Source organism: Rhodococcoides corynebacterioides NBRC 14404 (genome assembly GCF_001894765.1).
Classification (GTDB): Bacteria; Actinomycetota; Actinomycetes; order Mycobacteriales; family Mycobacteriaceae; genus Rhodococcoides; species Rhodococcoides corynebacterioides.
In genome coordinates, this window is the sequence record NZ_BCWV01000003.1 from 837645 (window position 1) to 859678 (window position 22034).

19 protein-coding genes are annotated in these 22034 nt (G+C 70.2%); 10 read left to right on the forward strand and 9 right to left on the reverse strand.

Annotated elements, in window-relative coordinates:
- Positions 1 to 30: 30 nt before the first annotated feature.
- The 5 genes from dnaB to rpsF form a co-directional block, all read right to left on the reverse strand.
- Positions 31 to 2670 carry a replicative DNA helicase gene (gene dnaB, locus RC2_RS09230; protein ID WP_068147297.1) on the reverse strand — a complete coding sequence of 880 codons (2640 nt, stop codon included), beginning with the start codon at positions 2668 to 2670 and terminating at the stop codon, positions 31 to 33.
- A gap of 509 nt (positions 2671 to 3179) precedes the next feature.
- A complete protein-coding gene (gene rplI, locus RC2_RS09235; protein WP_068104522.1) occupies positions 3180 to 3635 on the reverse strand; it encodes a 50S ribosomal protein L9 in 456 nt (151 codons plus the stop codon).
- 15 nt (positions 3636 to 3650) lie between these two features.
- Positions 3651 to 3893 carry a 30S ribosomal protein S18 gene (rpsR, locus tag RC2_RS09240; protein ID WP_068104520.1) on the reverse strand — a complete coding sequence of 81 codons (243 nt, stop codon included), beginning with the start codon at positions 3891 to 3893 and terminating at the stop codon, positions 3651 to 3653.
- A 44-nt stretch (positions 3894 to 3937) separates the two neighbouring features.
- Positions 3938 to 4474 (reverse strand): single-stranded DNA-binding protein, encoded by a 537-nt coding sequence (locus tag RC2_RS09245; protein ID WP_068147300.1) that lies wholly within the window; start codon positions 4472 to 4474, stop codon positions 3938 to 3940.
- 80 nt (positions 4475 to 4554) lie between these two features.
- A complete protein-coding gene (gene rpsF, locus RC2_RS09250) occupies positions 4555 to 4842 on the reverse strand; it encodes a 30S ribosomal protein S6 (RefSeq protein ID WP_068104516.1) in 288 nt (95 codons plus the stop codon).
- 165 nt (positions 4843 to 5007) lie between these two features.
- Here rpsF and RC2_RS09255 point away from each other — a divergent pair, with 165 nt between their 5' ends.
- Together RC2_RS09255 and RC2_RS18655 are read left to right on the forward strand one after the other, a co-directional pair.
- Complete coding sequence (locus RC2_RS09255) at positions 5008 to 6366, forward strand: glycosyltransferase 87 family protein (RefSeq protein ID WP_068147306.1); 1359 nt, start codon at positions 5008 to 5010, stop codon at positions 6364 to 6366.
- Positions 6363 to 6995 carry a GNAT family N-acetyltransferase gene (locus tag RC2_RS18655; protein ID WP_068147309.1) on the forward strand — a complete coding sequence of 211 codons (633 nt, stop codon included), beginning with the start codon at positions 6363 to 6365 and terminating at the stop codon, positions 6993 to 6995. The genes RC2_RS09255 and RC2_RS18655 overlap by 4 nt, the downstream gene beginning before the upstream one ends.
- Here RC2_RS18655 and RC2_RS09265 read toward each other — a convergent pair.
- Positions 6950 to 10708: an nSTAND1 domain-containing NTPase gene (locus RC2_RS09265; protein ID WP_068147312.1), complete on the reverse strand. Its 3759-nt coding sequence runs from the start codon at positions 10706 to 10708 to the stop codon at positions 6950 to 6952. The two genes, RC2_RS18655 and RC2_RS09265, sit on opposite strands and share 46 nt — an antisense overlap.
- Before the next feature lie 105 nt (positions 10709 to 10813).
- Between RC2_RS09265 and RC2_RS09270 the strand changes: the two genes are divergently transcribed.
- Complete coding sequence (locus tag RC2_RS09270) at positions 10814 to 11065, forward strand: LuxR C-terminal-related transcriptional regulator (RefSeq protein ID WP_068147315.1); 252 nt, start codon at positions 10814 to 10816, stop codon at positions 11063 to 11065.
- A 4-nt stretch (positions 11066 to 11069) separates the two neighbouring features.
- Here RC2_RS09270 and RC2_RS09275 read toward each other — a convergent pair whose 3' ends face one another.
- Positions 11070 to 12197, reverse strand: coding sequence for a DUF475 domain-containing protein (locus RC2_RS09275; protein WP_068147318.1), 1128 nt, complete (start codon positions 12195 to 12197; stop codon positions 11070 to 11072).
- Between the two features lie 128 nt (positions 12198 to 12325).
- The gene (locus tag RC2_RS09280) at positions 12326 to 12901 is read right to left on the reverse strand and encodes a TerD family protein (RefSeq protein ID WP_068147321.1); all 576 of its coding nucleotides are present in this window, start codon (positions 12899 to 12901) and stop codon (positions 12326 to 12328) included.
- A 149-nt stretch (positions 12902 to 13050) separates the two neighbouring features.
- On the opposite strand from RC2_RS09280, the gene RC2_RS09285 reads away from it, so the two are divergent.
- From RC2_RS09285 to RC2_RS09315, 7 genes are all read left to right on the forward strand, one after another.
- The gene (locus RC2_RS09285) at positions 13051 to 14250 is read left to right on the forward strand and encodes a hypothetical protein (protein ID WP_082895446.1); all 1200 of its coding nucleotides are present in this window, start codon (positions 13051 to 13053) and stop codon (positions 14248 to 14250) included.
- Positions 14251 to 14280: 30 nt separating this feature from the next.
- On the forward strand, positions 14281 to 15447 hold the full coding sequence (locus RC2_RS09290) for an HpcH/HpaI aldolase/citrate lyase family protein (RefSeq protein ID WP_068147325.1): 1167 nt from the start codon (positions 14281 to 14283) through the stop codon (positions 15445 to 15447).
- A complete protein-coding gene (locus RC2_RS09295; RefSeq protein ID WP_068147328.1) occupies positions 15444 to 16706 on the forward strand; it encodes a phosphoribosyltransferase family protein in 1263 nt (420 codons plus the stop codon). Before RC2_RS09290 ends, RC2_RS09295 begins: the two co-directional genes overlap by 4 nt.
- Entirely contained in the window at positions 16703 to 17812 is a 1110-nt protein-coding gene (locus RC2_RS09300) for a cysteine protease StiP family protein (protein WP_068147331.1), read from the forward strand. Before RC2_RS09295 ends, RC2_RS09300 begins: the two co-directional genes overlap by 4 nt.
- The gene (locus RC2_RS09305; RefSeq protein ID WP_068147333.1) at positions 17809 to 18642 is read left to right on the forward strand and encodes an HAD family hydrolase; all 834 of its coding nucleotides are present in this window, start codon (positions 17809 to 17811) and stop codon (positions 18640 to 18642) included. Before RC2_RS09300 ends, RC2_RS09305 begins: the two co-directional genes overlap by 4 nt.
- Before the next feature lie 36 nt (positions 18643 to 18678).
- Positions 18679 to 19872 (forward strand): TerD family protein, encoded by a 1194-nt coding sequence (locus RC2_RS09310; RefSeq protein ID WP_174552307.1) that lies wholly within the window; start codon positions 18679 to 18681, stop codon positions 19870 to 19872.
- Positions 19873 to 19962: 90 nt separating this feature from the next.
- Complete coding sequence (locus RC2_RS09315) at positions 19963 to 20412, forward strand: universal stress protein (RefSeq protein ID WP_068153526.1); 450 nt, start codon at positions 19963 to 19965, stop codon at positions 20410 to 20412.
- On the opposite strand, the gene RC2_RS09320 is transcribed toward RC2_RS09315, so the two are convergent.
- Entirely contained in the window at positions 20375 to 21937 is a 1563-nt protein-coding gene (locus RC2_RS09320) for a glycosyltransferase family 87 protein (protein ID WP_068153529.1), read from the reverse strand. The two genes, RC2_RS09315 and RC2_RS09320, sit on opposite strands and share 38 nt — an antisense overlap.
- Positions 21938 to 22034 lie beyond the last annotated feature (97 nt).

A 22034-nucleotide genomic window follows, 5' to 3' on the forward strand; every position in this document is an offset into this window, starting at 1 on the left:
TCCGGGGCCGAGACTTCACGATCCGACGCATTACCCCCGCGCCATGTCCACGAACCGCGACAGGTGCAGCTGGTGGGCCACCGTGATGGTGGCCGTCGGGCCGTTACGGTGCTTGCCCAGGATCAGGTCCGCCTCACCGCCGCGCGGGTCGTCGCGCTCGGTGGCGTCGGGGCGGTAGAGCAGGATGACCATGTCGGCGTCCTGCTCCAGGGAGCCGGACTCACGCAGGTCGGACACCATCGGCTTCTTGTCGGTGCGCTGCTCGGGACCACGGTTGAGCTGACAGATCGCCACCACGGGGACCATGAGTTCCTTGGCCAGCAGCTTGAGCGAACGCGAGAAGTCCGAGACCTCCTGCTGGCGCGATTCGACCTTCTTGCCGGACGACATCAGCTGCAGGTAGTCGATGACGATCAGCTTGAGGTCGTGCCGCTGCTTGAGCCGTCGGGCCTTCGCGCGGATCTCCATCATGGTGAGGTTCGGCGAATCGTCGACGAACAGCGGCGCTTCGCTGATCTCGCTCATGCGGCGAGCGAGGCGCGTCCAGTCGTCGTCGGTCATCTTGCCCGAGCGCATGTCGCCCAGCTTGATCTTCGCCTCGGCCGAGAGCAGACGCATCACGATCTCCGTGCGGCTCATCTCGAGGGAGAACATGACACTCGCCATGCCGTGCTTGATGGAGCACGAGCGCATGAAATCCATACCGAGCGTGGAGTTGTGCGTCGGCACCATCGACCGGCCCGCGAGGTACAGGTGGTCGGCGTTGTCGACCTCCACGCATCGCACCGGGACCGACTCGATCTTCCGGACGGCCGTGATCATGCGGCTCGACGACCGCGCTGTTCCGACCGCCTTGCGGCGCTGCTTGTGCAGCACGTCCTTCCGCGTCAGCCCGAAGACCTGCTCGTCCGTCGCGAAGGTCAGCGTGAACGCGGTCGACGAGGATTCGCGTCGGCCCTTCACCGCCCTGGTCGACATCTGAACGCGGTACCCGAGGCTGACGATCAGCTCGGCGACGTCCATCGCGAGCCGCTCGTGAGTGACGCTGAACTGCACGCTCCCACCACCGGTCACGGTTCCGTCCGTGTCCAACAGGCCGGCCAGCAGGGCGCGGCGCTGCGCCTCGGACGCGCGCAGGTACTCGATCGGGATGTGCTTGTCGTTCAGGACCCCGACGGTGCGGAGGCGCGCCTGCACCGTCCCGACCCGATCGCGGCACCGCTGGCACATCTGCGACCCGGTGCACAGCTCGCCGCACACCGAACACCGCGGCTCCCGCGTCGCGACCGTCGTGAACCGCGCTTTTCCACCGCACGACTGTCCGCACGTCCGAACATGGAGCGGGAACGGAACGAAGAGCGTTCCGCACACGGCGCACGCGCGAGGCAGGACCGGCGGGGGCGGCGGCAGCTGGATCGAGTAGCGCCGGTCGGCGGACCCCGACTGCACCGTCACCAACCCCTCGCTCTCGATGCGGGCGACGATTTCGGGATCGTCCGACGTGATCTGCGCGCACGCGCTGGTGCCGTCGCCGAGCCAGGCACCGAGCGTGTAGGGCGGCACCAGCAGGTCGGCCTCATCGAACTGCAGCGGCGCAGTGTTGGTCACCGAGTGGTTGGTGCGCCCGTCCTTGGTCGCGCACCGGACGGTCGCGGCGATCTCCTCGGTGGTGCGCACCTCGGCGAACGTGCGCTGGTTGCGGTAGCCGTTGTACTGCGTGGCCGCCGCCTGCGCGGACTTGCGCGACGCCCGGGTGTCGGTGAGCCACTGGTGTTCCGCGTCGGCGACGATGACCGTCCCGTCGGAGAACTCCACCTCGTAGCAGGGGCGACCGATCATGACGTCCGTTGCGGCGACGACGCGCGTCGCGCGGCCCGACGCGTCGATCAGGTGATCGCCCACCTCGACCTCGCCCATGGTGGTCCAACCCGTCGGGGTCGGCAGGGGGGTGTCGAGCGCGAGGGCCTTTCCGACACCGGGCCTCGCCGCCACGATGATCATCTGCCCGGGGTGCAGACCGTTGGTCACCTCGTCGAGCTCGGTGAAGCCGGTGGGGACACCGTTGGACATTCCGCCGCGGCTGGCGATGGAGTCGATCTCGTCCATCGTGGGCTGCAGCAGCTCCTCGAGCTGCACGAAGTCCTCGGCGGTGCGGCGTTCGGTGACCTCGTACACCTCGGCCTGGGCGCGGTCGACCACCTCGGAGACGTCCTGGCCGTCGGCGCCGGCGTAGCCGAACTGCACGATGCGCGTGCCGGCCTCCACCAGCCGTCGCAGGATGGCCTTCTCGACGACGATCTCGGCGTAGAACGAGGCGTTGGCCGCCGTCGGCACCGTCTGCGTCAGCGTGACCAGGTAGGGCGGCCCACCGATGCGCTTGAGTTCGCCGCGGCGCTCCAGCTCGGCCGAGACCGTCACCGGGTCGGCCGGATCGCCGCGGCCGTAGAGGTCGAGGATCGCGTCGTAGACCATCTGGTGGGCCGGACGGTAGAAGTCACCGGGCCGCAGGATCTCGAGCACGTCGGCGATCGCGTCCTTGCTCAGCAGCATGCCGCCGAGCACCGACTGCTCCGCCGCCATGTCCTGCGGAGGCTGACGGCCGAAGTCCTCACCGGGCGGCTCGGACGGGCCGGAGTAGTCGCTCGACCCGCGATCGTCCACCACAGCCACAGAAATTCGCCGCCTTCTCGTTCGGGTCGACGGCCGCATCCGGACCGCCGGTGTCGCGGGGTGTTCCCCCGGGACTGTGTACCTCTGCGCACCGACACGACGGCCGATCCAGCGGGCTCGAGATCGGTGCCGGAGGGACGTTAGGGGCTGGGAATCGGCTGCGCAAAGGGGCGTGTGGACCGACCCGGGGATGAAATGTGCAAACGGCAGGACACGGTGTTGACCACCTGTGGACAGCCTGGGGAGCAGCAAGAAAGTTTCAGTGGAATGAGCAGGTCAGAGGCTGTTCATGAAGTTCTTTGCCTGGGGATCGACTCGGTGTCGGCGTGTCTCTGGGAGTTGACAAGTCGGGCGTGTCGGGTCGCGAAGGACCGAAGTTATCAACATGACGGGGCTCACACTCGCCGAATCCGGACGCGCGCCTTGTTTCGGAGACCGAGTCCGGACACGACGACGCCCCGGCCCGCCGTGACAGCGAACCGGGGCGTCGTACAGCGCTGGGCGCGGACCTACGAAGCGGTGACCTCGAGATCGAACGCAGCGGTGACGTCGGGATGCAGCGCGACCGTGATGCGGTGCTTGCCGACGGACTTGATGTGGGACTTCGGCAGCTCGACGCTGCGCTTGTCGACGGTGGGGCCACCGGCGGACTTGAGCGCGGCGGCGACGTCGGCGGCAGTGACCGAGCCGAAGAGCTTGCCCGAATCGCCGGCGGTACGCACCGTCAGCGACACGGAGTCGAGGCCCTCGATGGCCTGCTTGAGCTCGTTGGCGTGGTCGAGACCGCGCACGGCGCGGGCTTCCTGCGCACGACGGATGCCGTCGACCTGCTTCTGCGCGCCACGGGTGGCCACGATGGCCAGGCCGCGAGGCAGCAGGTAGTTCCGCCCGTATCCGTCCTTGACCTCCACGGTGTCGCCGGGCGCACCGAGGTTGTCGACATCAGCGGTGAGGATGAGCTTCATGGTTTCCCTTTCCCCTTATCGCGCAGTCGCGGCGTAGGGCAGCAGGGCCACCTCACGCGAGTTCTTGACTGCGATGGCGATGTCCCGCTGATGCTGGACGCAGTTGCCGGTGACACGACGAGCGCGGATCTTGCCGCGATCGCTGACGTACTTACGCAGCAGCGTCGTGTCCTTGTAGTCGATGGACGTGTTCTTTTCCTTGCAGAAGGTGCAGACCTTCTTCTTGATCACCTTGTCGCGCAACGGCGGTTTGGGCATGGTCGATCTCCAGATCAGATGTGAAACGTGTGTTGGGGTGCCGGTCAGAACGGCGGTTCGTCGTCCCCGCCACGGTTGCCGCCGCCGAACGAGCCCGATGCCTGCGGGGCGCTGCCCCAGGGATCGTCGTTCTGCGAGCTGCCACCGGACGCGGCACGAGGCGATCCGCCCGACCCACCGGAGGAACCGAACCCGCCTCCGCCGCCGCCACCACCACGACTGACCTTGTTGACCTTGGCCGTCGCGTAGCGGAGCGAAGGGCCGACTTCGTCGACCTCGAGTTCGACGACAGTGCGCTTCTCACCCTCACGCGTCTCGAAGGAACGCTGCCGGAGCCGACCCGTGACGACCACCCGGGCGCCGCGAGTCAGGGACTCGGCGACGTTCTCCGCTGCCTCACGCCAGATGTTGCAGCGGAGGAACAGCGCGTCGCCGTCCTTCCACTCGTTGGTCTGGCGATCGAAGGTGCGGGGAGTGGACGCGACGGTGAAGTTCGCGACCGCCGCACCGGCGGGGGTGAATCGAAGTTCGGGATCGGCCGTCAGGTTTCCGACGACGGTGATGACGGTTTCGCCTGCCATGATTCCTCTTTCTCGTACCTCGTCAGTGCCTGCAGTGTCGTGTCCGCCGCCAGCCTAGGGGCGGGCGCCGACAAGGAAGGTCACTTGCCGCGGCGGAGAACCTTGGTGCGCAGAACGGACTCGTTCAGGCCCAGCTGACGATCGAGCTCGGACACCGAAGCAGGCTCGGCATCGATGTCGATGACGGCGTAGATACCTTCGGAGTGCTTCTCGATCTCGTAGGCGAGACGGCGCTTACCCCACACATCGACCTTGTCGATCTTGCCGCCGTCCTTGCGGATGACGTTGAGGAACGTATCCAGCGACGGGGCGACGGTGCGCTCGTCCAGGTTGGGGTCGAGAATGACCATCAGTTCGTAATGACGCATGAGACCTCATCACCTCCTATGGACTGTGAAACGGTCACGGACGATCCGTGACAGGAGGGTCGTTGCGTCAGCAACCCGCCCAGGGTACCTGCCCGACCTGCCGCGACAGAAATCCGCGACCCCCGACGGACGCCCGCACCCGCGTCCGCCACCTAGGCTGACCGCATGGAGACCCGTCGCCGCGCGAGCCCCCTCGTGGCCGCGTCGGTCACGGTCGTCGCGGTGATGACGATGGCGCTCGGGTATCTCAACAAGGCCCGGTGTGCAGGACCGCCGTTCGACGCCGCGGGGCGCAGCGAAGCGTTCGACCGCATCAAGGACTCCGCCGTCTGCTACTCCGACATCCAGTTCCTGTGGCTGGACCGTGGCATCGACCTCCACCTGTTTCCCTACGTCGGCGGTGCGATCGCCCCGGACGGCTCCCTGACCGGCGGCACGGTCGAGTACCCGGTGCTCAGCGGCATGCTGATGTGGCTCGGCGGCCTGGCGAGCGACACGGACGCGGACTTCCTCGCGTGGTCCGCCGTGCTGCTCGCCCCGTTCGGCGCTCTCACCGCGTGGATGCTCGGGCGACTCGGTGGGCGCGTCGCGTTGATCTGGTCGGCGAGCCCCGCGCTGGTGATGTACGCCTTTCACAACTGGGAACTGCCGGTGGTCTCGACGGCCGTCGGTGCGGTGGCCGTGATGGCGACGCGGCTCCCGCTCCGCCTGCGCGCGGTGATCGCCGCCGTGCTGCTCGGCGTCGGTTTCTGTCTCAAGCTCTATCCCGGCGCGTTCGTGCTGCCGCTCGCGGCGTACGTCCTGTACGGCGAGACGGAGCGGAATCGTCGCGACGTGCGCGGTGCTCTGGGCGTGCTCGCTGCGGCCGGCATCACCGTCGCCGCGATCAACGTGCCGTTCGCCGTCGCGGGATTCGACGGGTGGCGGGCGTCGTTCGCGTTCCAGAGCCTGCGGCAGGCGGACATCACCACCAATTCGATCTGGTACTGGGGTGTGCGGTACCTCTTCGAGACGCCCGGTGCCACGCCGGAGGTGAGCGCCGCCGACGACGCCGCGTTCCAGTCGGCGGTCGATCTGCTGTCCCCGAGTTTGGTCCTGCTGTCCTTCGCCGGCGCGCTGTGGGTCGGTCGACGCCGCCTCGCCGCCGTCGGCTCCTACCCCTGGGTGCAGACGAGCGCCGTCATGCTCACCGGCTTCCTGCTGTTCCACAAGGTGCACTCCCCGCAGTACACCCTCTGGATCCTGCCGTTCTTCGTGCTGCTGCGCGTGCCGTGGCCCGTGGTCGGGGCGTACCTGCTGACGGACGTGGCGGTCGGTGTCGGGGTGTTCCGGTGGTTCGCCGCCCTCGCCGCGGGGCAGGACGCCCGGTCCGAGGAGACCCTGGTGGTGCTGGGCGTCTGGGGACGCACCGCCCTGCTGCTGATCCTGCTCGTCCTCTTCGCCCGCGCGACGATGCGGACGCCCGCCGACCACCGGCCCCGCCCGGCCGTCCGCCGTGCGGAACCCGAGGAGGTCCCGGTATGAGTCCCTGGATCGAGCACGAACCCCTGCGCGGCGATCACGTCACGCTCGAGCCGCTGACGGCCGACCACGTCGACGAGCTGGTCGCGGCCGCGGACGACGAGGCCCTCTTCCGGTGGACCAGCGCGCCGATCCGCACCCGCGACGACGCCGCGGCGTACATCGACGCGGCCCTCACCGACCCCACACGGCAACCGTTCCTGCAACGCACCGCCGCGGGTGATCCCGTCGGCACCACGTCGTACTACCTGATCGACCCCGCCCATCGAAGTCTGGCGATCGGCTACACGTGGCTCTCGACGTCCGCGCAGGGCACCGCGATCAATCCCGAGGCGAAGCTGCTGTTGCTCGACCGGGCCTTCGCGCGCGGCGCTGTGCGCGTGGAGTGGCACACCGACGACCAGAACGTGCAGTCACGCGCCGCCATCGCGGCCCTCGGAGCGACCTTCGAGGGGCTGTTGCGCAAGCACCGGCAGCGGACCGACGGGTCGTGGCGCACCACCGCGTTGTTCTCCATGACGGACGACGACTGGCCGTCCGCCCGGCAGGCGCTTCGGGCGCGGATCGACGGCAGACGTTCCGGCGGTCACCGGGGGGAGCGGGGCCCTTCTCGGTCGCACGGCGGGGCGTAGTCCACGCCCGGCAGCAGGGCCGCCCACTCCGGCTCGGTGACCGGCGTACCCGCTCGCGCACAGAGGTCCTCGACCGCGGACTCGGGATCGATCGTCCACTGCCGCACTCTGCCACCCACGCCCCCCGCCACCACGGCGTCCACACCGACGAAGACCGCGTCGTAGACCCGCTCGCCGGTCGCACTCAGCGCTGCGTAGGGCCGCGGCTCGGTCGCATCACGCACGTCCCAGATCCACGCCGAGTCGATCGATGTTCCTCCCACCAGCCGTCCGTCGTCCGCATCGAACGCCAACGAGTACACCTCGGTGTCGGCGGCGGTGCTGCCCAGCGCTCTCATCCGCGCCGGATCGGCCGCCTCGACGAGGGTGACGGTCCCGTCCGCGGTGCCGACGGCCAGCACCGAATCGTCGGCCGACAGCGTGACCGCATTGGCACCGGCCGGCAATCCCGCCAGCTGTCCTATCCGCACCGGGCGGACCGGATCCGTCAGGTCCCACGACTCGACGGTGGCGGCCGACGTGGCGACGTGCACGACCGCACGGTCCTTCCGGAATACCGACAGCGACGGCAGACCGGTCACCGTGAACGTCGACACCGCGCGAGGGGCGGCGGGGTCGATCAGATCGAGAACCGCGATGTCGGGCGCGTCCTGCTGGGAGAGCAGCAGGTACCGGTCGTCGGCGGTGAACGCGAGACCGCCGACCAGCAGCGGCACCACGCCGTCGATCGCGCCGAGCCGCGCCGGCCGTGCGGGGTCGGTGACGTCCCACGTCTCGACGCCACCGGTACTGGTACCGACCGCTGCCGTCGAGCTGTCCCAGCTCAGCGCCGACGCACCGGTGTACACCACCCCCGGACCGGGACGCAGCGTCGTCGGCGTCGGCTCGACGCCACCGGTCCCGGCCGGCCACATCACGGCGCCGTCGCCACGCTGTCCGACACCGGCGAGCACCGACGGGCCACCCTGCCGGTGGACCAGGGTGAAGACGCTCGCCGTCGGTCCGGGCAAGTCGGGGCCGGGTACGCGCCATCGCCGGGTGGTCCCACCTCCGTCGGACGTGATCAGCGATCCGGTGCCACCGAACGCGACGCTGCCGACGTTCGCGGGACCGGGAAGAGTCGTCACCTCGTCGTCGGTGCGTGCCTGCCACACGACCGTGGACGCGTCCGCACTGCCCGCGGCGAAGAACTGACCGGTGAGGTCGAAGGCGACCGTCGTGACGTAGCTGCCGAACCCGCCCAAGGGCGCGAGGTCGGTGAGCGTGCCGTCTCCGCCGATCGTCCACCGCCGAACCTCCCGCCCGGTGGTTCCCGCCGCCAGCGTCGTTCCGTCCGGCGCCACGTCGAGATCGAGATAGCGATAGGTCGAGCCGTCGAACGGGACGGCGAACAGGGCGTCGCCCGTGACGGTGTCCCACACGGCGAGTGCGCGTCCGTTCCCGGCGCCCACCAGGCGACGACCATCGGGTGTGTAGTCCACGACGGTGTTGCCGGCACGGGGGAGGTCGAGCCGAGTCGGTGGCGCCGACGTCTCGTACGACCATCGCAGCACCGTCGACGTCGCGGTCCCCACTGCCAACTCGGCGGTACCCGGCCGGAACACGATCGATTGCGCCGTCGTGTCGACGGGGAGCGTCGCGACCCTGCGCGGCCCGCCCCGAACCGTGATGTCGTACACGGCGACGACCGTGGCGCTGCCGATCGCGACGCGCGTTCCCGAGGCGTCCACCGCCAGCGACTGCACGGGGCCGGCGTCGGTGGTCACGCGCGAGGGCGGGGCCTGCGCGAACGCGCGCGCATCGTCGGGGTCGACGGAGTAGAGGTCCACCGATCCCGAGGAATAGCCCACCGCCAGAACCCGTCCCGCGTCGTCGAGCACGGACTGGGTCGGACCCGCCGGGCCGACGATGCGAGTCGGGACCGCCGACGCCGTGGTGTCCAGGACCGCCGATCGGGCATCGAAGGACGGATCCATCTCGTAGGCCGCCACCGCCAACTGCGCCGACAGAGCCGGATCCTGATCTCGGAGTCGCTGCGACTGCGCGAGCACGACCCGCGCGTCCGCGACCGCCCGAGCCTCGACCGCGTCGTTGCGTTCGGACACCGCGCGTGATCGCGCCGAGACCGCGAGGGTCGCCGCAGCCACCGCGAGGATCGTCATCACCGCCAGTGCCGAGGTCAACGCCGCCCGCACGCGGGCCCGTCGCCGACTCGCATCGGCTGTCCGGCGGAGCTCGGCAGCCGATTCGGTGAGGTACTCCGTCTCGAGCACGTTGAGGTGGTCGCGCCGGCCGCCGGTGGAGAGCAAGGACTCGTACAGGGCCGACCGCGTCTCGCTCAACAGTTCGCCACGATCGCGACCCGTCTCGTTCCAGCCGTGCGCGTACCGCGTCAGCGCGCGGTGATGCACCACCCAGTCCCGGTGGGCCTCGATCAACTCGGCGAAGCGAGGCCACGTGGTCACCAGCGACTCGTGAGTGATCGACACGAACTGCTCGTCGACGGTGACCAACCTGGCGTCGGTGAAGTCGTCGACCACCTCGGAGGCCACCGCCCCCACCTCGGCGAGCGGAACCAGGCGACGCGTCACCGTCGGACCGTCGACGTCCACCAATCGCAGGAGCAGACGCTCGGCGACGGCCCGCTCGTCGGCGTCGTAGTCGCCGAGCACTGCTTCCGCTGTCTGCTCGACCGCCGCGGCGATCCCCCCGGTCCGCCGATAGTCCTCGACGGACAGCACGGACGTGCGCGCACGCTCCCAGGTGGCGAGAAGGACGTGCGAGAGCAAGGGGAGCGCCGATGGCGACAGGCCGTGCTGCGATCGCACACCCAGCTCCGCGAGCAGCACGTCGATCAGCGCGGGGTCGACCCGGGCACCGGCGGTCTCGGCGGGAGCGGTGATCACCCGACGCACCCGCTGCTCGTCCAGCGGTCCGACGACCAGCGGATTCGACGAGAGCGCGGCCGCCGTCGTCGGCTCGGTGAGGGCGGCCGCATAGAAGTCCGCGCGCAGTGCCACCACCGCCACCACGGGGCAGGTCCCCTCGGTGGTCAGGCCCTCGAGGCGGTCGAGGTACCGCCGGCGCTCGCTCGCGTCGAACGCTTCGCCCCACAGTTCCTCGGCTTGGTCGACCACGACGACGTCCGGTCGTGGATCGAGGTCGAGCAGGTCCCGGAGCCTCGACGGCGTGGTGCGCACCGCCGTCCGCGCACCGATGTCGCCGCGCTCGATCCGAGCGAGCAGCCCTGCCGACAGCAACGACGACTTCCCGGCACCGGACGCTCCGACCACGGCCAGAACTCCCCCGCCGGTCAGCCGCCGAACGCGGTCGAGCAGCGCATCGGTCTCGTCCTCCCGACCGTGGAACCACGGGGAGTCGGCGACGGAGAACGGCGCGAGACCTCGGTACGGCGTCGCCGCCGCTCGACGCTGGGTCGCACGCCGCACGCGCAACACCGCTGCCCACCACGCGTCGGCGTCGTCAGCGGTGACCCCGCACGCACCGAGCACACGCCGGAAGGCCTCCTGGTTGGTCGGCGTCGGCACGTGCTTGCCGCTGAACCACCCACCCACCGTCGCCAGGCGGACATCGGCGCGGTCGGCGATCGCCCGCACGGTGGACCCGCTCGCCTGCCGAAGCTCCCGCAGCGCGTCCGCGAAGTCCTCTCTCGACTCCACTGCCGCCAGATCCCGCCCGGCCCCCCAGCTCATGTCGCCGACTCTAGGCGCAGGTCGGCGGCAGATGCGTGTTCGGAGTTCGTTCGGATACAGCGCCCGGGCTGGTCACGAGGCCGGCGCGGAGCAAGCATCGACGGCATGCAGCACCATGCCGATCCCGCCGCGATTCCGACCCTCAGCGAGCGGGAGATCGAAGTTCTTCTCGCGTGGTTCGCCGCCGACTCGAAGACCGACACGGCGAAGGCCCTCTACATCGCCCCGTGCACCGTGCACACCCACATCACGCGAGTACGGGCCAAGTACGAGGCGGTGGGTCGACCGGCACAGACGAAAGCCGCCCTGTTCGCGCGGGCGATCCAGGACGGCTTCACCTCCGTCGAGAGCTGGTGAGCGGTCAGACGGTCACCTTCGCCTCGTCGGCGTGGCCCTCGGCCGCGAGTCGACGGTTACGGCGCACGCTGGACCAGAAGGCCAGACCGATGAGGACGACGCCGACGAGGCCGGTGAGGATCTCGTTGATGTGCACGCCGATGGACACCAGCAGGATCGTCGCCAGGGCGCCGATGGCCCAGTGCGCGCCGTGCTCGAGGTACACGTAGTCGTCGAGCGTGCCCTTGCGCACCAGGAACACCGTGAGCGACCGGACGAACATCGCGCCGATGAAGCCGAGGCCCAGGGCGATGATGATCGGGTCGGCCGTGATGGCGAACGCGCCGACCACGCCGTCGAAGCTGAACGACGCGTCGAGCACCTCGAGGTAGAGGAAGAGGAAGAAGCCGGCCTTGCCGGTCGCCTTGGCCAGGTCCGAGGGGCCCGAGGACGACTCCTCCTCGTCCTCGCCGGGGACGTGGAAGAGATTGCCCAGCCCGTTGACCGCGATGTAGGTGACCATGCCCAGGACGCCGGAGACCATGACGGTGGAGATCTTGTCGTCCTCGGCCAGGAACTCCGCGGCGAGGACCAGGCCGACGCCGGCGACGACGACGGACAGCATGTCGAGCTTGCCCGCCTTGGCCAGCGGCTTCTCGAGCCAGGACAGCCAGGTGTGCTCGCGCTCCTCGAAGACGAAGCCGAGGAAGAGCATCAGCAGGAACATGCCGCCGAACGCCGCGATCTGCGGATGCGCATCGGTGATCAGCGTCTCGTACGACGGGCTGCCGTCCGGGAAGTACGCGGCGTCGTCGGCCGGCGGGTTCAGCGCCAGACGCATGGCGTCCACCGGACCCAGCCCCGCCGCGGCCCACACGATGACCAGCGGGAACACCAGGCGCATGCCGAAGACGGCGATGACGATGCCGATGGTGAGGAAGATCTTCTGCCAGAAGTCGCTCATCCGTCGCAGCACGGTCGCGTTGATGACGGCGTTGTCGAAGGACAGCGACACCTCGAGGATGCCGAGGATCACCACCAGGGCGACGGCTTCCCAGCTGCCGTAGAAGAATGCGACGACGATGGCCACCGCTGTGATCGCGAACGACCACCCGAAGATCTTGAACACCGGACCTGGCCTTCCTGGCGGCATCGACCCGGGAGGGTCGAGCCGAACACGAATGCTGCCCGCCACCCGTATCGGATGGCGGGCAGTTCGAGCGTGACGAGCGGCGCGATCGCGCCGTCCGTGGCTGGACTCTACTCCCGGTGCGGGACGGCCTAGACGTTCACACCGAAGTCGCGGGCGATGCCGGCGAGACCGGACGCGTAGCCCTGGCCGACCGCACGGAACTTCCACTCGCTGTTGTTGCGGTAGAGCTCGCCGAACACCATGGCGGTCTCGGTCGAGGCGTCCTCGCTCAGGTCGTAGCGCGCGAGCTCCGTGCCGTTTGACTTGTCGACCACGCGGATGTAGGCGTTGCGCACCTGTCCGAAGGACTGCGAGCGGGCGTCGGCCTCGTAGATCGAGACCGGGAAGGTGATGGTGTCGATGTTCGGCGGCACCGCGGACAGCTCGACGTTGATCACCTCGTCGTCGCCGTCGCCCTCACCGGTGGTGTTGTCGCCCGCGTGCTCGATCGAGCCGTCCGGGGACTTGAGGTTGTTGAAGAAGACGAAGTGCTGATCGCTGACGACCTTCTTGTCGGTGCCGAGCGCGATGGCGCTGGCGTCGAGGTCGAAGTCGGTGCCCGTGGTGGTCCGCACGTCCCATCCGAGGCCCACGGACACCGCGGTCAGGTTCGGTGCCGCTTTGGTCAGGGAGACGTTGCCGCCCTTGCTCAGGCTGACGCCCATGATGCTTCCTCTCGTCGATGCGTTCTGTGTCACCCGCGCGGAGTCACCCGCTCGGGGAAACCTCGCCGGGTGAATCCTTCTGCACGTTCATACCGCCAACGACCGACGGCGCACACGCGTTCCCGAGGTCCGGCCGTAGGATCGTGAGCGTGACTCACCGGTGGCCCGGGCGGCTCAGCCGTTCGACCGCCCGCGCGGAGGCGGTCGCGACCATTCGCGGCGACACCGTGCGCACCTTCCTGGACATGGACACCCGGCAGAGCATCGCCGCCGGCGGCGTCGACGCGCTCCAGAAACTCGGCCGTGCCGACGACGCACTGCGCGAACGGTGGCGTCGGGTCGAGGAACAGTGCTTCGCGGCCGGCGCCACGTACCTCGCCGCGACGGAACGGCCCGAAACCGACGCGTCCGAGGAAGCCTGGTCCGCCTTCGCCGCGGCGATCGCCGAACTCGGTGGCGCCAGCGCCGCCGTCGACGAGTTCTACGAGGCGTACCGCGGTCGCCTCGAACAGGCCGTCGCCGAGTACGCGGCCGTTCCGCGGCTGGCCGCCGACGCCCGGAGAACCGCGCGGGACACGGCCGCCCGGGTCGACGGTTCGCAGCCCTACCACGAATTCCGTTCCGTCCGAACGGCTCTGCGGAACGTCGAGACCACGCTCGACGCCCTGGGCCACGCCGAGGCGACCGGCCTCGGTCCCGACGTCGTCGCGGCGGCGGCACGCACCCGCGACGCCACCGACGCGCTCCGCACCGCGCTCGCGGACGCGCCCGGCCGCGCCGACGCCGCCACCAAGGCGCTGGCCTCGGTGCGGACACGACTCCAGGCCGTCGGCACCCGGGCGGAGAACATCGCACCGGCGTACTCGGCGCTCCTGCGCGAGTTCGTCGCCGCCGGGTCCGCGGACCTGACGGGCGCCCGCGAGCGCTGCGAGCAGCACATGCGCGCCGCGGCCGCGGACATCGAGGAGGCGACCGTCGCGTCCCGACGCGGCGACCCGGAGGCGGCACTGGACCGCATCACCGCCGCTCGGCAGCACCTGGCCGATGCCGAGGAGGACGTCGACGCCGTCACGGACCGGCTCGCCCGGCTTCGCGAGGTGCGGGACCATCCCGACCGGGTCGAGCAGGGGGTGCGGTTCCGGTTGCGCGACGCGCAATTGCTGGTCGTCGATCGCGGACGGGTTGCCGAGTGGGGGACGGTCCTGGATGCTCAAGTCGCCCGCCTGGAGCGCGCCGGCGAGCAGCTCACCGTGGGCAGGCCCGACTACTGGGCGTACCTGCGTGAACTCGACGCCATCGACGCCTTCGTCGCGGGTGTGATCGACCGCGTGCGCGGCCGACGCGGCTGATCACCCGGCACCGACCCGAAAGGCCCACGAGTGCAGCATTTCTCCCACCTTGACGACGACGTCCGGGCACGGCTGTTCCACAGCCAGCCCGCCGACGTGCCCGCGACCGGTGACATCGTCGACCGCGCGTTGGCGCTGGGGGCCACGCTCTACGTCCCCGCGACGAGGGACGATCTCGCCGCGACCGTCCGTCGGCGAGCGGCGACAGGAGTCCGCTCGATGGTGCTCGATCTCGAGGATGCCGTCGCCGACCACGACCTCGACGGCGCCCGTCGCCACGTGGTGCAGGCGCTGCGCGACCTGGCGGACGACCCGCCCGAGGCCGCGGTGTTCGTCCGCGTCCGCACGGTCGACGACATGCATCGGGTCTGCGACGGAATCGCCACTGCTGCAGCGGCGCCCGCCGGCTTCGTCCTACCCAAGATTCGTCCCTCCGTCGGCGACGCGTTCCTCACCGCGGTCTCCGACCGTGCCGAGCAACTCGGCGTGCCGTTCGGGGTCATGCCGGTGGTGGAGACCCCCGAGGTGGTCCACCGCGAGACCCGCGACGAGGAACTCTCCGCTCTGCGCGAGGTCCTGAGCCGGCACCGTGACCGCGTCCTGGCCGTGCGCATCGGCGCCACCGACATGAGCGGACTGTTCGGCATCCGCCGCGACCGCGATCTCACCATCTACGACGTGCGGGTGGTCGCGGACACCATCGCCGCCATCGTCAACCACCTCGGGCGCACGGACGGAACGGGTTTCGTGGTCACCGGCCCGGTGTGGGAGTACTTCGCCGATCACGAACGGCTCTTCCGGCCGATGCTGCGCCAGACACCCTTCGCCGAGCACGACGCCGTGCGATTCCGGACCCACCTGGTCAGCCGCGACATCGACGGACTGCTCCGGGAGGTCGCTCTGGACCGCGCGAACGGCCTGTACGGCAAGACCGTGATCCATCCGACGCACGTCGCCGCGGTCCACGCCCTGTCTGTGGTGACCCGCGAGGAGTACCGCGACGCTCTGGACGTCGCCGCCGCGGCGGGCGGCGGGGTCCGGGCGTCGGACTACCGCAACAAGATGAACGAGTCGGGGCCGCACCGCACCTGGGCCGAGCGCACGCTGCGCCGAGCGCACGTGTTCGGGGTGACCGCCGACGGCGTCTCGTTCGTCGACGTGATGCGGGCGCTCGTCGTCCCGGAGGGGGAGCGATGAGCGCCGCTGCGACCGGAACACCCTGGGCCACGGCCGAACTGGGACTGCGCGTCGAGCACCTGGCCTCTCCGGTCGGGCTGCGGGTCGACGAGCTGGTCGAGCCCGGCCTGCGCCGGAATCCCAAGCGGGCGCACCTGCTGGTGTCGACGGTGCTCGGCAAGCACATCCCCTGCGATCCCGCGCGGGTGATCGAGGCCGGCACCCGACTCGGCGACCTCTGCGCGGCTGCCCTCGCCGACTCACCGGGGCCCGTCACGGTCTTCGGATTCGCCGAGACGGCAACCGGTCTCGGCCACTGCGTCGCGACGGCGCTCGACGCGTCCGGTTACCTGCACTCCACCCGCCGATCCGTCCCCGGCTTCCCGGTGGTGGGCGGATTCGAGGAGGGCCACTCGCACGCGACCGACCATGCCCTCGTCCCCTCCGACCCCGCCGTCGATCTGCCGCCCGGTCGGCCGCTGGTGCTCGTCGACGACGAGATCTCCACCGGGGCGACCGCACTCGACGCCATTCGAGCGCTGCAGGCACTCGCGCCGCGCGACCGCTACGTCGTGGCCTCCCTGGTGGACATGCGGTCGGAGGTCGACCGCGACCGGATGGACTCCGCCGCTGCGGAACTCGGGGTGCGCATCGACTCCGTCGCGCTGGCGACGGGGCGGGTCACCACGCCCGACGGGCTGACGGACGCGGTGGCCGAGCTCCCGGCCACGCCCGTGCCCGCACCCGCCGATCGGCGGGGAACCGTGACGAGGGTCGAGTTGCCCTGGCCGGACGGCGTGCCCGACGGCGGCCGCCACGGTTTCCGGGAAAGCGAGCGACCCGCGTTCGACCGGGCGATCGACGACGCGGCGAGCACGCTGCGGCCGGTGGTGGGGGACGGCCCCGTCGTCGTGATCGGCCACGAGGAACTGATGTACCTGCCTTTGCGCCTGGCGGATTCGCTCGCGCGCAGCGGTGTTCCGGCTCTGTTCCAGACCACGTCGCGTTCGCCGGCCTACGTGCTGGACGCGCCGGGTTATCCCCTGCGCCGGGGCTGGTCGTTCCGTCCCCCGGAAGGGGGCGACGGGCGTCGCTACCTCTACAACGCCGCGGCGCAGGGTGAGGCGACGATCGTGCTGGTCGTCGACCCGCCCGCCGACACCACCGATCTCACCGCGCCGGACGGCGTCGTCGACGCGCTGACCGCGTCGGGCCTCGACGTGGTCGTCGCCGTCGTCCCGGCCGACCCGGCGCACCTCACCGCGGGACGTCGCCGATGACCACACCGCTGCACGGGCCGACCTTCTCGTCCTACGCGCCCGACGAGGTGTCCTGGTTGCTCCAGGATCTGTCCGATGCCGAGCTGGAGGCGCCGACGGCGGAGCGTGAACGTCGAATCCAATCCGGCACCGCGCATTACGCCGAGTCTCTGCCGGTCGAGTACCAGCCCGACGAGCAGTACCGCGCGCTGTTCGACGCGGTCCTCGCCGACACCGCTCCCCGCCTGGCAACGGCCGTCGGCGTCGTCACCGAGCTGATTCGCGCCGAACGCGGCCCGCACCCGGTCCTGGCCTCGCTCGCGCGCGCCGGGACCCCGATCGGCATCCTGATCCGCCGCTGGGCTCGACACGTGCACGCCGAGACCTGGCCGCACTACACCGTCTCGATCGTCCGCGATCGCGGAATCGACAGCGCCGCACTGGACTACCTGACTCGCCACCACGATCCGTCGTCGGTCGTCTTCGTCGACGGGTGGACGGGCAAGGGCGCGATCGCCCGCGAACTCACCGCCGCCCTGGATGCGCACGCCGCCGCGGGCGGGGCCCGGTTCGACGACCGGCTCGCCGTCCTGGCCGACCCCGGTCACTGCGTGACGACGTACGGCACCCGGGACGACTTCCTCATCGCGTCCGCGTGCCTCAACTCCACGGTGTCGGGCCTGGTCTCCCGCACCGTGTTGAACGACGCACTGATCGCACCCGGCGAATTCCACGGCGCCAAGTTCTACGCCGAGCTCGCCGAAGTGGACGTCTCGAACCGACTGTTGGACACCGTGTCCGACCGTTTCGACGCGGTGCGTGATGCCGTGGAGGACGGGGTACGACAGGTGCAGGCAGGCGACCGGACACCGACGTGGTCCGGATGGCACTCGGTCGAGCAGGTCCGGGAGCGGTACGGGATCGCGAGCGTCAACTTCGTCAAACCCGGGGTCGGTGAGACCACCCGGGTGCTGCTCCGCCGGGTGCCGTGGCGGGTGCTCGTCCGGGATGCCGAGGCCCCCGAACACCGACACATCCGCCTGCTCGCCGACGCTCGGGGCGTCCCGGTGGATGTGGTGCCCGACCTCGCCTACTCCTGCGTGGGCCTGATCAAGGAGCTGGAGTGACAGCCCTCGTCGCCACCGATCTGGACCGCACCCTGATCTACAGTGCGGGCGCGTTGGCCGAGGGGACCGCCCCCGCGTCCCCGACGGTCTGCGTCGAGCATCTCCAGGGAGAACCGCTGTCGCACATGACCGTCCGGGCCACCGAGCTGCTCCGGTCACTGGCACGGATGGCCGTCGTCCTCCCCACCACGACGCGCACCGTCGACCAGTTCCGGCGGATCGACCTGCCCGGCGCGCCGTGGCGGTACGCCGTCACCAGCAACGGCGGCACGATCCTGGCGGACGGCGAACCCGACCACGCCTGGCGCAGCGGCGTCGACCGGGCGGTCCGGGACTCGGCGGCCTCCCTCACCGACCTCGGCGCCGAGCTGGACCGACTCGGCACACCCGACTGGATCCTCAAGCGGCGCACCGCGGACGACCTGTTCTGCTACCTGGTGGTGGATCTCGCCGCCATGCCGTCGACGTTCGTCCAGGACTGGGGTCACTGGTGCGCCGAGCGCGGCTGGAACGTCTCGCAGCAGGGACGGAAGGTCTACGCGATGCCCGACGCGGTATGCAAGTCGCGGGCCGTGGCCGAGGTGCGTGCACGCCTGATCGCCGACGGCACACTGCCCGACACCGCCCCGATCCTCGCCGCGGGCGACGGTGCGCTCGACGCGGAGATGCTGCGCGCTGCGGACGCCGCGATCCGGCCCCGCCACGGCGAACTCCACGCGCTGGGTTGGGAGTGTCCTGGCCTCACCGTCACCACCGCGTCGGGAGGCGGCGCGGCCGAGGAGATCCTGCAGTGGTTCACGAACCGGATTCCGACGGGTGCCGCCACGTAGGCTGGAGCACCACCACCGTCACGAGGTAGGAGCACCGTGTCCACACCGCTGACCAAGGGCCAGAACGCGCCGCTGAACACGCCCGTCGTGCGCGTCGGACTGCAGCTGTCCGCACCGGCCGACATCTCCGCCCTGCTCGTCACCGACGCCGGAACCGTGCGCAGCGACGCCGATTTCGTCTTCTTCAACCAGCTCACCGGGCCGGGCGTGCGGCTCGACGGCCAGCAGGTCGTCGTCACCACCGCCGACGTTCCCGCCGACGTGGCGCAGATTCGCGTCGTCGTCACGCTCGACGACGCCGCGGCCACCTTCGGCCGGTTCGACGCGCCCACCGCCGTCGTCCTGGACGGGTCGGGGACGCAGCTCTTCGCCTACCGCATCGACGGGCTGTCGTCGGAATCCATCGTCATCGCCCTCGAGCTCTACCGCCGCGGCGACGGGTGGAAGGTCCGCGCCGTCGGCCAGGGCTACGCCGGAGGTTTCGCGGCCCTGGTGCGCGACCACGGGGTCAGTGTGGACGACGCACCCGCACCGACCCCGCCCGCTGCGCCCACGCCGACGCCACCGCCTGCTCCCACCGCCCCACCTGCGCCCACCTCCCCGCCTGCGCCTGCTCCCACCACCACACCCGAGATCAGTCTGACCAAGGCACGCCCGGTCAGCCTCTCCAAGGGCCAGAAGGTGACGCTGAAGAAGGACGGCGGCGTCGCCCTCACCACGATCCGCATGGGCCTCGGGTGGGATCCGGTGAAGAAGGCGGGCGGATTCTTCGGTGGCCGCACCGCCAACATCGACCTCGACGCCTCCGCGCTGATGTTCGCCGGGACCCGCCACGCCGACGTCGTCTACTTCGGACAGCTGCGGTCGAAGGACGGCTCGATCGTGCACGCGGGCGACAACCTGACCGGCGACGGCGACGGTGACGACGAGGTGATCACCGTCGACCTGACCCGCGTCCCCGCGCAGGTGACGTCCGTCGTCTTCATCGTGACGTCGTACCGGGGGCAGACGTTCGAGCAGGTGGCCAACGCCTTCACGCGACTGGTCGACGCCCCCGTCGGGACCGAACTGGCGCGCTTCACCCTGCAGGGCGGCATGCCGTTCACCGGCCTCGTGATGGCCAAGGTCTACCGGGCGGACGGGACCTGGAAGCTGCAGGCCATCGGCGACGGAATCCAGGCGAAGCACGCCGGGGAAGCACTGCCGCAACTGGCGCCGTATCTCCAGTAGCTCCCCGGTTCCGATCGGGCTCCCCCGATCGGGGGAGCCGCCCCGCAATCGGGGTGCCGCCCGTTCGCGCTGCAGTCGTAGGGTGGACCCGTGACGGGGTTCGAGTACGGCGTGGACGGGCCGAAACTGATCGTGGTCGGTCTGGACGGCTCCGACTCCTCCTGGCGCGCAGCCGCGTACGCCGCCGGATCCGCTCGCCGACAGCGCTCGAAGCTCGTGCTGGTCTACGTCCAGACGCTCGGCGCCGGCGCGTTCGCTCAGGCGTCGGGGGTGCTCTACGACTCCGGCACTCAGGCTGCGGACGACCTGCTGGGCGAGATCAAGGCCCACGTGCTCCGGTTCGGCGAACAGGAACACGTCACCTGGGAATTCCGCACGTTCCGCGGCGACCCCGCCACCGGGTTGGCCGCCGTGGCCGACGAACTGCGCGCCGACGCCATCGTGGTGGGTACCAGCGAACGCGCCGGCCACCGCATCTTCGGGTCGGTGGCCGTGCGACTGGTCAAACTGGGACGGTGGCCCGTGACGGTGGTGCCGTGACGCCGCGCGGCCGCAGCCACCCGGGAACTCGATCCGGGTAGGCGTCCGGCGCCTCGTCGAACACGCCACCGGCGGGGTCGTCGTCACCGCTGCGGCGCACCAGGTCCTCCGCGGGGCGATAGATCTGCCACACGATCATCGCGCACAGTCCGATCACGGCGAGATCGCGCAGCAGGACCGTCGCGGTGAAGTACTGCTCGGGCAGACCCTTGTTGCTCACCCCGAGGTAGTACATCATGCGCGGCACCCACACCAGAGCGTCGATCGTCATCCACGCCAACAGAATTCGTCGATGCGGCAGCGCGAGCACCGCCAACGGCACCAGCCACAGCGAATACTGCGGACTCCACACCTTGTTGGTGAGCAGGAACCCGGCGACCACGAGGAAACACAACGACGCCACCCGCGGACGCCGCGGCGCGGTCATCCCCACGTAGGCCACCGCGAGACACACGGCCAGGAACAGCAGGGCCGTCACCGCATTGAGGATCACCGGCTTCTCACCCGGGCCGAGCGGGCCGTCCGGTCCCGGCCACCCGGTGAACGACGAGATCACGTTGTAGATCGAATCCGGATCGGCGCCGCGGTCGGAGTTCAGCCGGAAGAACTCGGCCCAGCCCCGCGGAAACAGCAGCGCCACCGGCAGATTCACCGCGAACCACGTGGCGGCGGCAGCCGCGGTGGCCCGAGCCCAGTACGCGAGCGTCCCGGTGCGCAGGCAAAGCACCAGCAACGGGCCGAGCAGGAACAGCGGGTACAACTTCGTCGCACCGCCCAACCCCAGCAACACCCCCGCCAGGACCGGTCGACGACGCGCCCACGCCAGCAGACCGCCCGAGGCGAACGCCGTGGCGAGAGCATCGAAATTGGTGAAGACGTGGACGGCCACCAACGGTGACGCCGCGGCCAGCGCGGCATCCCACACGCGTCGACCCGCCAGCATCGTCGTCGCCCAGATCGTGACGATCCACGCCAGCGCCGCACCGAACGCCACCACGTTGAAGTACAACGCGACCGTCAGCGCCTGCGGCAGCCACGGCGCCGCGGCCCACGCGTGCGCCACCTGCATCGACACGTACTGGTACATCCCGGCGACCACCGGATACTCCATGTAGCGGGTGATCGTGGTCCCGGCCGGACCCGTCTCCTCCCACGACTTCTTGTAGGGCAGGGCCCCCTCGTTCAACCGCTCCGCGCCGTACAGCGGAACGATGTCCGAGTAACACATCGCGGTGTACTGGCGGCTGCCATTCCAATCCAGGCCGAGCTGACCGTCCGGACCGTTGGGCGCCTGCTGGATGCACGCGGCCTTGCCGAACCACCCGAGCGCCAGGAACACCACCGTGAACGCGAAGATCACCCGCAACGGCGTGATCCGACGCTGACGGCCGATCATCGCGTGCCGTCCGACCGGCCCTCCGACGACCGACGACAACTCCGACACCATCGGATCGGTCCGGCTCGGCAGATCCCGCCACCGAGCCGAACGGCGGTCCTTCGCCAACGTGCCCGCACTCGCGAGCAGCGCCTGCTCGGCGTCCCGACCGGCCTCCGGCCTGCCCGGTACCTCTCGACCGGCCTCCGGCCTGCCCGGTACCTCTCGACCGGCCTCCGGCCTGCCC